Below are 14,455 nucleotides of genomic sequence, written 5' to 3'. Positions count from 1 at the left end.
ATGGAAATTCTTGTATGTATTAAACAGGTTCCGGATGACTCCATTGAAATCCATCTGGATCCGGCTACCAATACACCGGATCTGTCGAAAGCAGACCCGCAGGCCAGCGCATTTGATACATATGCCCTGGAGCTTGCAGTTCGCTATGTGGAAGCCCATGAAGGCACAGTAACGGTTGTGTCGGTAGGACCGGAAGAGAACAACACAAGCTTAAAGAGTTGTCTGGCCGTAGGCGCGAAAAAAGCATATCTGATCAATGACGCAGAGCTTGCCGGCGCAGATTCCAATGTGGTAGCAGAGGCAATTGCACAGGCAATTCCCCAGATGGAAGAGGCCAACGGCGCCAAATTCGATCTGATCCTTGTAGGCAAGGAATCCACAGACTACATTGATGGCGAAGTAGGCGGTATCCTGGCTGAAAAACTGGGCCTTCCTTATGTATCCAATATCGTAGAAGTCAATCCTGTTGACGCAGGCGTGCAGTCAAAGAAAGAGACCGATGAGGGATATCAGGTTGTGGAAAGCGCACTTCCGGCAATCATGACCGTATCCAAACCGGACTACGATCCGCGTTACCCGACCATCAAGAGCAAACTTGCAGCACGTAAGGCAGAAGTGCCTGTGATCGCCGCAGCAGCTTCCGAAGCAAAGGTAGAATACCTTGGATACAAAGAGCCTGCTAAGAAAGCAGCCGGCATCAAGATCCAGGAAGAAGAAGACGCGACAGCTGTAAGCAAGGCCATTGAAACGATGCTGGCCGCAAAAGCACTGTAGGAAGGGGTAGTATTAGTATGAAATTTCTGGTATATATCGAGACAAAAGAAGGCATGCCCACAGGCGCCAGCCTTGAACTTATCTCTGCTGCTGCTTCCGTACAGGCAGAGGCAGACGCAGTCCTGATCGGAACCGGCCTGGATGAGGCAGCAGCTGCCACAGCCAAGGCAGGCGTTGCATCCGTTATTGTGATCAACGGACCGGAAGCACCGACAGAAGATTATATTACACATGCACTGGTACAGCAGGCGAAGGCCGGCGATTACGCAGCCGTACTTCTGAGCGCTACTCCGGTAGGCAAAGTCGTTACTCCTCGTATTGCCACACTTCTGGATACCGGTTCTGTTACCGATGTATTATCCATCGCGGCAGACGGCGACGCGCTGATCTTCACTCGTCCGGCATTCGGCGGCACGATTCTGGAAGATCGCAAAGTCAAAGGCACTATAGCCGTTGCGAATGTTCGCGGCGGAAGCTATGAAAAACCGGCAGAAACAGCAGCAGCTCCGATTGCCGCATCCGATATTACAGTATCTGATGATGTCCTTCGTTCCAAAATTGTGGACCTGATCGCAGAAGCAGGCGAAGCAGTCAACCTGGAAGACGCGCAGGTAATCGTTTCCGGCGGCCGCGGCATGGGCTCCAAGGAAGATTTCGCGCTGATCGAGGAGCTGGCAGATGTACTTGGCGGTGTGGTAGGAGCTACCCGTCCGGTAATCGAAGAAGGCTGGATCGGCCGTCAGCACCAGGTAGGCCAGTCCGGAAAAATCGTTGCTCCCCAGCTTTATATCTGCGCAGGCGTATCCGGCGCTACACAGCACGTATCCGGTATGAGCAGCTCCAAGTATGTGGTTGCCATTAACAAAGACGAAGACGCTCCGATTTTTGAAGTGGCTGATGTAGGCATTGTCGGCGATGCGAAGAAGATCCTTCCGATTTTCATTGAAGAAGTGAAAAAGGTTATTGCAAACAAATAGGGAAACGTGTAAAGTGGATAGTGACAGGTGACCACATGGGTACTGCCCTGCAGCGGGAATCTGTCGCTCTCCGCTGCAGCATAAAAAGTACTCAACAACAAGACAGGAGGAGAATTGTATGAATTTCCATTTTAATGAGGAAGAGCAGGAAATCATCGACATGCTCGACGATTTCGCAAAGAACGAGGTAGGTCCTAAGGCAGCAGAAGTTGACGAAGAGGAGAAGTTCCCGGAAGATACCTGGCATGCACTGGCTGAGATGGGTATGATGGGCGTTCCTTTCCCGGAAGAGTACGGCGGAGCCGGACTGTCCTACGTTACATACATCGGCGTATGTGAGAAATTAGCAGAGTACTGCGCTACTACTTCCGTAATGGTTTCCGCACATACTTCCCTTTGCTGCTGGCCGATCTTTACTTTCGGTACCGAAGAGCAGAAAAAGAAATATTTGCCGGGACTGTTAAGCGGTGAGAAGCTTGGCGCTTTCGGTCTGACTGAGCCGGGCGCAGGTACAGATGCAGCTATGCAGAAGACTGTTGCAGTGGACAAGGGCGATCACTTTGTATTAAACGGATCCAAAGTATTCATCACAAATGCAGGCTTTGCAGATGTATTCGTAGTATTCGCTATGACCGATAAAGAAAAGGGAAACCACGGCATTTCCGCATTTATCGTTGAGCGTGACTTCCCGGGATTCTCTGTTGGCGGACATGAGAAGAAGATGGGTATCCGCGGCTCTTCCACATCCGAGCTGATCTTTGATGACTGCATCGTTCCGAAAGAGAACCTGCTGGGCGAGCTTGGCAAGGGCTTCAAAGTAGCTATGATGACACTGGACGGCGGACGTATCGGTATCGGCGCACAGGCACTTGGTATCGCACAGGCTGCTATTGATGAGACCGTAGCTTACACCAAAGAGCGTATCCAGTTTGGCAGACCGATCTGGAAATTCCAGAACACTCAGTTCGAGCTGGCAAGCATGCAGGCAAGATTAGACGGCGCAAGACTGCTGATCTACCGTGCAGCTCAGGCTAAGCAGGATGGCGAGCCTTACTCTCATCTGGCTGCTATGGGCAAACTGCAGGCATCCGAGGCTGCTTCTGACATTACACGCCGCTGCGTACAGTTAGTTGGTGGTTATGGTTACACCAGAGATTATCCGTTCGAGCGTCATATGCGTGATGCTAAGATCACAGAGATCTACGAAGGAACTTCTGAAGTTCAGAGAATGGTTATCGCCGGCTGGATGGGCAAAACCAAATAAGTGACACTTTCGTTTTCGCGAGTGTAAGACAGAATCCGGAACCGCACAGTTGCTGTGCGGTTCCGTTTTTCTATTTGCGGCGGATTTGTCTGCGGCAGATTTGTCTGCGATGGATTTGGCTGTAATGAGTTGGACCGGGCCGGGTTTGCCCGGCACCGGGGATTCTGCCGGAAAATATTTTCAAGAAAGCGAAGATAGACACTTCCATTCACGGGGGAGATATTTTATACTGTAATTTGAGTTTAATTGCGTTTTCATGAAGGAGGATTATACATGGGCGGCGTGCGCAGAGTATATGTAGAAAAGAAAAAGGATTTTGCAGTCAAGGCATCCGAACTTTTATCTGAAATCAGCGGATATCTGGGAATACACAGTGTAACCGGCGTCAGGGCGTTGGTTCGCTATGATGTGGAGAACATTCCGGAAGAGATCTATCAGAAGGCACTTCATATCGTATTTGCGGAGCCGCCGGTAGATGACCTGTATGAAGAGACCTTTGACGCGGCAGGCGGCAGGGTATTCAGCGTGGAATTCCTGCCGGGACAGTTTGATCAGCGCGCAGATTCCGCGGAACAGTGCATCAAGCTCCTCTATAAGGAATCCGAGGCCATTATCCGCACAGCGATGACCTATGTGATCGAGGGAGATGTGACCGAGGAAGAGATGGAAGCGATCAAGCATCACTGCATCAATCCGGTGGATTCCAGGGAAACGGGCATGGAAAAGCCTCAGACCCTGGTGCAGAACTTTGAGGAGCCCGCAGATGTGCAGATTCTTACGGGATTCAAAGATATGCCGGAGGAACCTCTTCAGCAGCTGTATGATTCTCTGGGACTGGCGATGACATTCCGGGATTTTCTGCACATTCAGCACTACTTTGCCGATGAGGAACAGCGGGATCCGACGATGACAGAAATCCGCGTGCTGGACACCTACTGGTCCGACCACTGCCGCCATACCACATTTTCCACAGAACTGAAGGATATTACCTTCGAGGAAGGCAGATATCAGGAACCGATCCGCAATACATTCGAATCCTACAGAAAAGACCATGAAATTTATTATAAAGACAGAGACGACAAGTACATCTGTCTGATGGATCTGGGCACACTTGCCGCCAAACTGCTGAAACAGCAGGGCAAGCTGGATGACCAGGAAGAATCCGATGAGATCAATGCCTGCAGTATCGTAGTGCCGCTGCTGGTAGACGGAAAAGAAGAAGAGTGGCTGATTAATTTCAAAAACGAGACCCACAACCATCCGACGGAAATCGAACCCTTCGGCGGCGCGGCCACCTGCCTGGGCGGCGCAATCCGCGATCCTCTTTCCGGGCGTACGTATGTATACCAGGCAATGCGTGTCACGGGAGCAGCAGACCCTACCGTGTCGGTGAAAGATACCCTGGAGGGAAAACTTCCCCAGAAAAAGATCGTCACCGGCGCAGCGGCAGGCTACAGCTCCTACGGCAACCAGATCGGTCTGGCTACCGGTCTGGTGAAAGAAATCTATCATCCGAATTATGTAGCCAAACGAATGGAAATCGGCGCGGTATTAGGAGCTGCTCCGCGGCGGGCAGTCCAGCGTCTGACCTCGGATCCCGGTGATATCATCATTCTTCTGGGCGGCCGTACCGGACGTGACGGATGCGGCGGCGCAACCGGTTCATCGAAAGCTCATACGACGGAATCCATTGATACCTGCGGCGCGGAAGTACAGAAGGGCAATCCGCCTACAGAGCGCAAGATCCAGCGCCTGTTCCGCAGGGAAGAAGTAACCCGCCTGATTAAGAAATGCAATGACTTTGGAGCCGGCGGAGTATCGGTGGCAATCGGTGAGCTGGCAGACGGCCTGGACATTGACCTGGATCGCGTACCCAAGAAATACGCGGGTCTGGACGGAACAGAGCTGGCGATTTCAGAATCCCAGGAACGGATGGCCGTGGTAGTGGCTCCGAAAGACGCCGAACAGTTCCTGGCTTACGCAGCAGAGGAAAATCTCGAAGCAGTGAAAGTGGCGGTCGTAACCGAGGAACCCCGTCTGATTCTCCGCTGGAGAGAGAAGGAGATTGTGAACCTGTCCCGGGCGTTCCTGAATACAAACGGCGCCCATCAGGAAGCATCGGTGCATGTGGAACTGCCCAGCGAAGAGAACGGATATTTTGACCGCCTGGCACTGGAATCCGTGGAAAAGGATGTAGCTGCCGGCGACGTGAAAGCCGCATGGCTGGATACTCTGAAGGATCTGAATGTATGCTCCCAGAAGGGACTGGTGGAGCGGTTTGACGCGTCCATCGGCGCCGGCAGTGTGTACATGCCTTTCGGAGGGAAATATCAACTTACGGAAACCCAGAGTATGGTGGCAAAAGTGCCGGTTCTGAAGGGAAAATGCGACGCAGTGACGATGATGAGCTATGGCTTTGATCCGTATCTGACCAGCTGGAGCCCGTATCATGGCGCAGCGTACGCAGTGACGGAATCTGTGGCAAAAATTGTTGCCGCCGGCGGAGATTATCATAAGATCCGCTTTACCTTCCAGGAGTACTTCCGCAGAATGAGTGAAGATCCCGCACGCTGGAGCCAGCCATTTACCGCACTGTTAGGCGCATACAGCGCCCAGATGGGATTCGGCCTGCCGAGTATCGGCGGCAAAGATTCCATGTCCGGCACCTTCAATGATATCGACGTGCCGCCCACGTTGGTATCCTTTGCGGTGGATGTGGCAGACGAACATGATGTGATCACACCGGAACTGAAGCATCCGGGCAGCCGCCTGATTCTCTTTACCACAGGCAGGGACAAAGATCAGATGCCGGACTATGCCAATATTATGAAGGTATATGATGTGGTTTACGGGCTGAACCAGAAGAAAAAACTGGAATCTGTCTACGCGTTAGACGGAAAAGGCCTGCTGGCAGCAGTCAGCAAGATGGCCTTCGGCAATCAGCTGGGTGTATCCATGGAAAACATCAGCCTGCGGGAGGCCTGCGCGCCGGGCTTTGGCAGTCTGGTGGCGGAAGCGGCCCCTGCGGAAGTCAATTCCATTCTGAAAGCAATGGAAGAAGCGGGACTGGGCGCCCAGGTGAAGCTGGTGGGTACAGTAACCGAACAGGCAGAATTTGCGCTGGAGGGCAGTGTGATTTCCATGGAGGAGGCACTGGCTGCATGGACCGGTACTCTGGAAAGCGTATATCCTACAGTTGCCGTAAAGGATCAGACCGAGGTAAAGACCGGGCTGTATCAGACAGGAAATGTATATATCTGCAGAAACAAAATCGCGAAACCCACCGTATTCATCCCTGTTTTCCCGGGGACGAACTGCGAATACGATTCTGCCCGCGCGTTTGAGGAGCAGGGTGCCCGGGTGATCACCAAGGTGTTCCGGAATCTGAGTCCCCGGGACATTGAAGAATCCGTAGAAGCCTTTGAGGACGCCATCGGCCAGGCTCAGATTGTGATGTTCCCGGGCGGCTTTTCTGCCGGTGATGAACCGGAAGGCTCCGCCAAGTTCTTTGCCGCTGCCTTCCGCAATGAGAAGATCAGTGAAGCAGTCCGGAAGCTGCTGGATGAGAGGGACGGCCTGTGTCTGGGGATCTGCAACGGCTTCCAGGCACTGATCAAACTGGGACTGGTGCCCTACGGCGAAATCCGTCAGGTACCCACCGCGGACGCGCCGACCCTGACCTACAATACCATCGACCGTCATATTTCCAAGATGGCGACGATCAAAGTAGTGTCCAACAAATCCCCGTGGCTGGCCAATGCGGAACTGGGCGGTGTATATTCCAATCCGGCTTCGCACGGAGAGGGCCGTTTTGTGGCAAATGAAGAATGGCTGAAAAAACTCTTTGAAAACGGTCAGGTGGCGACCCAGTATGTCAACCTGGAGGGCACGCCGACCATGGATGAAACATGGAACATCAACGGCTCCTATCTGGCGGTGGAAGGCATTACCAGCCCGGACGGCAGATGCCTCGGAAAGATGTGCCATGCGGAGCGCCGGGGCGATCATATCGCGATCAATACCTGGGGCGAACAGGACATGAAGCTGTTTGCAGCCGGCGTGGAATATTTTAAATAACAGGAACGATACGTATAATTACCAAAGTGCATGATGGGATGCAAATTCAAACTTAGATGCATCCGGCGGTTTCTGCTATGCTTAATGCAGAGAGCAGACAGCATCATGCACAGGAGGTAATTACTATGGGAAAATACGAAGATAATCTGGAATTGTTGAGAAAAACCGTGCGCTGCGAGTCAACAGACCGTGTTCCGTTTGTGCCCTGCGGCAATGCCTATATGGCCAGAGCCAATCATATCCGGATGAAAGACTACATAACGGATTTTGATCTGGCCTGCGACGCGAATATTAAGGAACTGAAACGGATCGACGCGGACGGCACGCAGAATGTGATTTTCTCCCCGTATCTGCTGGGTACCCAGTGGCTTTCCAAGACAGCCATACCGGGCGTGGACCTGGATGATGATGCCATGTGGCAGATTACGGAGATTCCGGAAAACATGAAATTCGAAGACTACCAGAAAATCAAGGACATGGGCTGGGAGGCCTGGCAGGCACAGTTTATTCATGAGAAATGCAACGATAACTGGAACAACCTGAAACCGTTTTTTGAAGCCAATCCACGCAGCTACAAAAAGTTTTACGAGGCAGGAATCCCGTGTATCTGTGATTTCCTGATGATTACACCCTTTGAATATTTCTGCGGCGGACGTTCCCTGGAAGCCTTTCTGGTGGATGATCTGTTTGATGAACCGGAGCTGATGCATGAGATTTTTGATCTGGTCATGGAGTCCAATCTGAAAACCTATCGGAAACAGATCGAAGACACCCATGCCATCGGCGTATGGATCGGCGGCTGGCGCACCGGCCCGGATCTGATCTCACCGGACATGTTTGATGAATTTGTATGGCCGTACTTTAAAGGATATTATGATCTGTGCATCGAGATGAATGTCATCCCCATGTTCCATCTGGATTCCAACTGGGATCTTCTGCTGGATCGCTTCAAACAGCTTCCGGAAAAGACCTATGTCATGGCTCTGGATTCCAAGACAGATATCCGCAAGTGCAGACAGGTTCTGGGACCCAATGTATGTATCCTGGGGGATGTGCCCTGCGAGATGCTCACATTCGGCACAGCACAGGAAGTCTATGATTATGTGACGGCAGTGCTGGACGATATCGGACCCTGGGGCGTAATGGTAGCCTCCGGATGCGATATCCCTTCGGATGCGAAGCCGGAGAATGTTCTGGCCATGTCCCGGGCAGCCCATGAATATCTGGAACATCATCCACAGAAATAAAAACAGCAGGCAGTCAGCTGTTTCGGCGGGAGTGATCTTTCGCCGGAACAGCTTTTTTTACGACAGTTTTTAAGGAGGCAGCATGAATATTACGCAGATGAAATACTTTATTACTGTGGCAAAGTGTTTGAATTTTACCAAGGCGGCGGAGATTCTTTTTATTACGCAGCCGGCGCTGAGCAGACAGATTTCTGCGATTGAAAATGAACTGAATATGCAGCTCTTTGTGCGGAGCAACCGCTATGTCCGTCTGACGCCGCCGGCGGCCGTGCTGCTTCCGGAATTTGAAAAAATCTACAATGATTATAACCTGGCAGTTGCCAATGCCAGAAACAGCTTTCAGGGGCTGTCCGGAGAACTGAATATCGGTGTGCTGGAAGGCGCTTACCTGGGCGATCTTTTTCCGGGAATCCTGAATTATCTGGCAGAATTCTATCCCCAGGTCAAGATCAATCTGCATACTTACAGTTTCAATGAACTGATCCGGAAGCTGTATGAAAATGAGCTGGATATTATCTTTACGCTTCTCTTTGACTTGAAGGAACGTTCCATGCTGCAGTATCAGGTTATCGAGAAAACCAGGGACTATGTGGTGGTGCATAAGGACCACCGGCTGGCCAATGCCCGTTATGTAAAGCTGTCGGATTTTAAGGATGATACCATTATCATGGTTTCAACGGAAGATTCGGAAGAGTCTCCCCGGCTGATCCTGGATGCCTGCAAAACCGCCGGATTTACACCGAAAGTAAAGTTTGCCTCTTCACTGTCAGAGGAAATGCTCTGGGTAGAGGCGGGGGTGGGGGTCTGCATTTTAGACGGCAGAAATCTGCTGTACAGCAATCCGTCGGTCCGGTTTCTGGATACGGATCCCATCAGTGATCCCAGCCTGACCATGGCATGGAATGAGGAGCACTACAATCCGATGAAAAAGGTATTCATCGAAAACTTTCTGACACAGGATGTGCCGCCGGAAGAGATAGAGGAATAGCGGGAAAATTCCTGCAAAGGCGAGAAAAACGTTTCACTATTACAATACTGCATGGCACAATGCAGAATGGTTATAATCAGACAGATAATAAAAGCAGGAGACGGGGATCTCCTGCTTTTTTTGACCATTATTACCAATAAAATCTTGGAAATACCGAGGAAAAACAGTGAAAAATAAACAAACAGGATGTGGATGAAAATCATATAGTTTTGGAGCGATAACCAAAAGGAATGATGAGATAGTAATAGAGAATTGTCGCATAGTTTATAAAAAATTTATAATGATAACTGACAAAGAAAAGCCGGCAGAAACTGATGATTACTGATGAATAAAGAACAGGATGGTGCTGTATGAATTGGGGTGTATTGATTTTTGTATTGCTGTACGAATTCGCAACCATATTCGGTGTGGGATTTGTCATTGCCCGGAAAGGGCGGAAGATGGCCTCGGAAGAGGGAAGTTTTGCTTTGGCGGGAAAAGGGCTGCCCACAGCCCAGGTAGGCATTACACTGGCGCTGACGATGCTGGGATCCGCCCATATCTGGGGTACCTGTGAAAACAGCGCGACCATGGGTTCCATTGCTGTCTGGTTTGGAATCGCCTGTACAGTGATGATGGTGGTGATTACACAGATTACCGGTCCCTGGGTCCGGAAAATCGGAACCGATACGATTCCGGATCTTTTCGGCAGACTGTATGGAAAAAAGGTACGGATTCTCATTGCCTGTGTCATGGGACCGCTGGTATTCGGGTGTCTGTGTCTGGAAACCCAGTGTGTGGCAGTCACTTTTGTGGTATGTACCGGATGGCCTTATATGGTCGGCGCACTGGTGGGAGGCGCGTTTGGTATTTTCTACGTGCTGCTGGCAGGCATGAAGGAAGTGTCCTGGCTGAATATGATCAACGCGGTATTCATGTACGGCGCGCTGATCGTAGCGCTGATCGCAATGTTTGTGTGCCTGCCCGGCCAGGGCTGGGATGATGTGGCGAAGAATCTGCAGACTTCCGGCAATGGCTGGATGCTGGATATCTTCGGCAACAAAGATATCATCATCGGATTCGCGATTCCGACGATTTTCACCTGTACCATGTTCCAGGGCGTATCCCAGATGGGACTGCAGACCTGCATCGCGGCAAAAGATACCACTTCGATTAAAAAATCCATCTGGCTGGCCGGCCCGGTGAATGGAATGTTCTGTATTATCCCTACTCTTCTGGGACTGGCAGCGCTGGCACTGGGCTACTTAAAAGTCGGCGGAAGCGCGATGATGATGACACCGGCCATGATGCTGGCAGTTCTTCCGAAATGGGTCATTGCCCTGATCTGCGCGTCTTTCCTGGGAGCACTGCTTTCCACCTTCGCCATGACGTCGCTGTGTCCGGCAACTATTTTTGCCTATGATCTGTACGGCGGACTGTATCGGCCGGATGCCACAGAAAAGCAGAAGACCCGCGTGATGCGGATTATGATTGTGATCGTGGGAATCGCGGCCATTGTGCTGTGCCAGTTCCAGCCTACGGTTGTGACTACGATTAACTGGATCTTTACCTGGGCGGTGCCGATTTTTACTACACTGATCTTCGGCCTGTGCTGGAAGAGAAACACAAAGGCCATGGTGATTACCTGCGTGGTATCCTGGATTGCCAATGTGATATGGATTACCTGCGGACTGCAGACGGCCCTGCATATGCCGAATTTCCATCAGGTATACCTGTGCCTGATCATAACGCTGGTAGTTGGTTTCCTTACCTTCGGCCTGATGCCGGGATCGCAGCCGGGATATTTTAAGCTGAGCCGGAAAGAACAGGAAGCGACAGCGGCCATGAAGGCAACCCATGAGATCTAAGCGCGTGCAGACGCGGTGACAGAAGCAGAAGAAAGGAGTGACCGGCAGTATGATGGTATGGCATATTGTGATCGAAGCAGCAATCCTTGTATTTGGTATTACGATTGCGGGTTATTTTATCGGGAAACTGTTTAAAGAGGCAGAAAGAGAGGATTAGGTGAGACGATGGCGGCAGCAGCACTCAGTATGACACAGGGATGGATGATCGGAATTATGGCAATGATGGGAATGTTTGGCGTGGCAGCCGGCATTTTCGCAGCGAAGGGAAAGACCCGGGAACAGCGGAAAGAATCCTGAAAATCCGTGAAAAAACCACTGTGCAGAAAAAAATACAAAAAAATACAAACCTCGCAGTCCCGCTGATGACAAGGGATTGCGAGGTTTTCTTTTTTCATAAATGTTACAAATATATTAAAACCGCTTAACAAAATGCAACAAATGCGTTAGAATAGTTCCTGCCGATGAAATAATTGTAATATTTTTTGGAGGTACGTTTTGAAAAAGAAATTAGTAAAAGTACTGGCAGGATGCGGAATTTCTCTTTTTGCGGCTGTGGCAGTATTTGGAACCAATAACATACAGGCAGAGGCGGCTGCCGCTAAACCAGCGAAAACCGCTGTTGTATTAAAGACAAAAAAGGCTACCGTGAAATCCGGTACACAGAAACAGATCAAAGCCGTGGTTACGAACGCGAACGGAAAGGCAGTCAAATGGACATCCAGCAACAGCCGGGTGGCTTCTGTCACAAAAAAAGGCGTGGTCAAAGGCAAAAAGAACGGCAAGGCTACTATCCGTGTGAAAGTGCTGGGCACCAATGCTTCCGCCAGCTGCACCGTTACGGTGAAACGCTATAAAGTCATCCGTGTCAAGACCACCGGATACTGTCCGGGAGCCTGCTGCAACGGTTCCAATTCCGGAATCACCGCACTGGGCACCAGACTGAGACCGGGCCGCACGATCGCCGTGGATCCCCGGGTGATTCCCCTGCGCAGCAATGTTGAAATCAACGGCCACGTATACCGGGCGGAAGATACCGGCGGGGCCATCAAAGGCAACCGGATTGATATCCTGTTTTCCTCCCATGCCAAGGCAGACCGCTGGGGCGTGCGTTACGTGAATGTAAAAGTATATTACTAAGAAGTTAAGAAGTATCGATTTATAGAAAGAGAATTCCACATCAAAGGATGTGGAATTTTTCTTTTTCCGGTGTTATACTAATAAACCAATTGCAGCAGTCAGAAAGGAGAGGGTCATGGATCATTTTGTGCTTCATTCCAAGTATCAGCCGACCGGGGATCAGCCGGCGGCAATTGAAGATCTGGTCAGGGGATTTCAGGAAGGCAATCAGTTTCAGACACTTCTTGGGGTTACCGGATCCGGCAAGACATTTACCATGGCAAATGTGATTGCCAGACTGAACCGCCCCACACTGATCATTTCCCATAATAAGACGCTGGCTGCGCAGCTGTACGGAGAATTCAAGGAATTTTTCCCGGAAAACGCAGTGGAGTATTTTGTCTCCTATTATGATTACTATCAGCCGGAAGCCTATGTGCCGTCCACGGATACCTATATTGAAAAAGACAGCGCGATCAATGACGAAATCGACAAACTGCGCCTGTCAGCCACAGCCGCCCTGTCCGAGCGCAGGGATGTCATTATCGTCGCGTCCGTTTCCTGTATCTACGGCCTCGGAAGCCCGGTGGATTATCAGAATATGTGTGTGTCCCTGCGGCCGGGTATGGAAAAGGACAGAGATGAAGTCATCCGCAAACTGGTGGAAATGCAGTATTCCCGAAATGATATGGACTTTCAGCGCGGCACGTTCCGGGTGCGGGGAGATGTGCTGGAGATTTTTCCGGCAGACAAAGGGGAAACTGCCGTCCGGGTGGAGTTCTTCGGCGATGAAGTGGACCGGATCACGGAGATTGATGTGCTGACCGGGGAGATCCGCAGCGAGCTGAAGCATATCGCGGTATTTCCGGCCTCCCATTATGTAGTTCCCCAGGAGAAAATCAATGAGGCGGTCATTGGAATTGAGGAAGAACTGAAGGAACGGGTGAATTATTTCAAACGTGAGGACAAACTCCTGGAAGCCCAGAGAATAGCGGAACGCACCAATTTTGACATTGAGATGCTGCGGGAAACCGGGTTCTGTTCCGGTATTGAGAATTATTCCCGGCATCTGGCGGGACTGGCGCCGGGTACGCCGCCTTATACACTGATCGATTATTTCCCGGATGATTTTATGATCATGGTCGATGAGTCCCATATCACGATTCCCCAGATCCGGGGAATGTATTTCGGAGACCAGTCCAGAAAAACCACTCTGGTGGATTACGGGTTCCGCCTGCCTTCCGCCAAGGACAACCGGCCCCTGAATTTTGAGGAATTTGAAGGAAAAATCAATCAGATGCTGTTTGTGTCCGCGACACCGAATACCTACGAAGAGGAGCATGAGCTGCTGCGCACCGAACAGATTATCCGCCCAACCGGTCTGCTGGATCCCGCAGTGGAAGTGCGTCCTGTGGAGGGACAGATCGACGATCTGGTCGGGGAGGTCCGCAAGGAAACCCAGCGGGGCAGCAAGATCCTGATTACCACTCTGACCAAGCGCATGGCAGAAGATCTGACCGGTTATATGAAAGAAATCGGAATACGGGTCCGGTATCTGCACTCGGATATTGACACCCTGGAGCGGGCGGAAATCATCCGGGATATGCGTCTGGATGTGTTTGATGTGCTGGTGGGCATCAACCTGCTGCGGGAAGGCCTGGATATTCCTGAGATTTCCCTGGTAGTCATTCTGGACGCGGACAAGGAGGGATTTCTCCGTTCGGAAACATCCCTGATCCAGACCATCGGCCGTGCGGCCCGCAATGACCGGGGGCATGTGATTATGTACGCGGATGTGATAACGGATTCCATGCGCGCGGCTCTGGATGAAACGGAGCGCAGACGCAGGATTCAGATGGAATATAACGAAGCCCATGGGATTACGCCGCAGACGATTCACAAGGAAGTCCGGGACCTGATCAGTATATCCAAAAAGGCGGCATCTGCGGATACTGAGCTGAAAAAAGATCCGGAATCCATGAACAGGAAAGAACTGGAACAGATGATCCGCAAAATTACCGAAAAAATGAAGAAAGCAGCAGCCGATCTGGATTTCGAGACGGCAGCCGTGCTGCGGGATCAGATGATCGAATTAAAGAAGCATCTGCAGGAAGCAGGCTGATGCGGACCGTGAGAAGAAAACACAGAACCACAGGTAATAGATA

At 51.1% G+C, this 14,455-nt stretch carries 10 protein-coding genes; all 10 read left to right on the top strand.

Annotated features, from left to right (window positions below):
* Positions 1–774, top strand: a complete 774-nt coding sequence (locus tag CXIVA_RS01245; RefSeq protein WP_013976187.1) for an electron transfer flavoprotein subunit beta/FixA family protein — start codon at positions 1–3, stop codon at positions 772–774.
* Positions 775–791: 17 nt separating this feature from the next.
* On the top strand, positions 792–1,751 hold the full coding sequence (locus CXIVA_RS01240) for an electron transfer flavoprotein subunit alpha/FixB family protein (protein ID WP_013976186.1): 960 nt from the start codon (positions 792–794) through the stop codon (positions 1,749–1,751).
* A 118-nt stretch (positions 1,752–1,869) separates the two neighbouring features.
* A complete protein-coding gene (locus CXIVA_RS01235; RefSeq protein ID WP_013976185.1) occupies positions 1,870–3,015 on the top strand; it encodes an acyl-CoA dehydrogenase in 1,146 nt (381 codons plus the stop codon).
* 273 nt (positions 3,016–3,288) lie between these two features.
* Entirely contained in the window at positions 3,289–7,092 is a 3,804-nt protein-coding gene (locus CXIVA_RS01230; RefSeq protein WP_013976184.1) for a phosphoribosylformylglycinamidine synthase, read from the top strand.
* A 125-nt stretch (positions 7,093–7,217) separates the two neighbouring features.
* Positions 7,218–8,339, top strand: coding sequence for a uroporphyrinogen decarboxylase family protein (locus CXIVA_RS13240; RefSeq protein ID WP_013976183.1), 1,122 nt, complete (start codon positions 7,218–7,220; stop codon positions 8,337–8,339).
* 82 nt (positions 8,340–8,421) lie between these two features.
* Positions 8,422–9,327, top strand: a complete 906-nt coding sequence (locus tag CXIVA_RS01220) for a LysR family transcriptional regulator (RefSeq protein ID WP_013976182.1) — start codon at positions 8,422–8,424, stop codon at positions 9,325–9,327.
* 350 nt (positions 9,328–9,677) lie between these two features.
* Positions 9,678–11,174: a sodium:solute symporter family protein gene (locus CXIVA_RS01215; protein WP_013976181.1), complete on the top strand. Its 1,497-nt coding sequence runs from the start codon at positions 9,678–9,680 to the stop codon at positions 11,172–11,174.
* A gap of 165 nt (positions 11,175–11,339) precedes the next feature.
* Complete coding sequence (locus CXIVA_RS14440) at positions 11,340–11,471, top strand: hypothetical protein (RefSeq protein WP_013976179.1); 132 nt, start codon at positions 11,340–11,342, stop codon at positions 11,469–11,471.
* A gap of 198 nt (positions 11,472–11,669) precedes the next feature.
* Positions 11,670–12,311, top strand: a complete 642-nt coding sequence (locus tag CXIVA_RS14250) for a 3D domain-containing protein (RefSeq protein ID WP_013976178.1) — start codon at positions 11,670–11,672, stop codon at positions 12,309–12,311.
* A gap of 115 nt (positions 12,312–12,426) precedes the next feature.
* Entirely contained in the window at positions 12,427–14,412 is a 1,986-nt protein-coding gene (gene uvrB / locus CXIVA_RS01205; protein ID WP_013976177.1) for an excinuclease ABC subunit UvrB, read from the top strand.
* Positions 14,413–14,455: the final 43 nt, after the last annotated feature.

The organism is Clostridium sp. SY8519 (assembly GCF_000270305.1).
In the GTDB taxonomy this organism is placed as follows: domain Bacteria; phylum Bacillota; class Clostridia; order Lachnospirales; family Lachnospiraceae; genus SY8519.
Note: the sequence above shows the minus strand (reverse complement) of the source record. Positions and strands in the feature narration are given on the sequence as shown.

Coding starts and splice junctions, on each gene's coding strand:
- CXIVA_RS01245 (WP_013976187.1), top strand. CDS start 1: ATGGAAATTCTTGTATGTATTAAACAGGTTCCGGATGACTCCATTGAA.
- CXIVA_RS01240 (WP_013976186.1), top strand. CDS start 792: ATGAAATTTCTGGTATATATCGAGACAAAAGAAGGCATGCCCACAGGC.
- CXIVA_RS01235 (WP_013976185.1), top strand. CDS start 1,870: ATGAATTTCCATTTTAATGAGGAAGAGCAGGAAATCATCGACATGCTC.
- CXIVA_RS01230 (WP_013976184.1), top strand. CDS start 3,289: ATGGGCGGCGTGCGCAGAGTATATGTAGAAAAGAAAAAGGATTTTGCA.
- CXIVA_RS13240 (WP_013976183.1), top strand. CDS start 7,218: ATGGGAAAATACGAAGATAATCTGGAATTGTTGAGAAAAACCGTGCGC.
- CXIVA_RS01220 (WP_013976182.1), top strand. CDS start 8,422: ATGAATATTACGCAGATGAAATACTTTATTACTGTGGCAAAGTGTTTG.
- CXIVA_RS01215 (WP_013976181.1), top strand. CDS start 9,678: ATGAATTGGGGTGTATTGATTTTTGTATTGCTGTACGAATTCGCAACC.
- CXIVA_RS14440 (WP_013976179.1), top strand. CDS start 11,340: ATGGCGGCAGCAGCACTCAGTATGACACAGGGATGGATGATCGGAATT.
- uvrB (WP_013976177.1), top strand. CDS start 12,427: ATGGATCATTTTGTGCTTCATTCCAAGTATCAGCCGACCGGGGATCAG.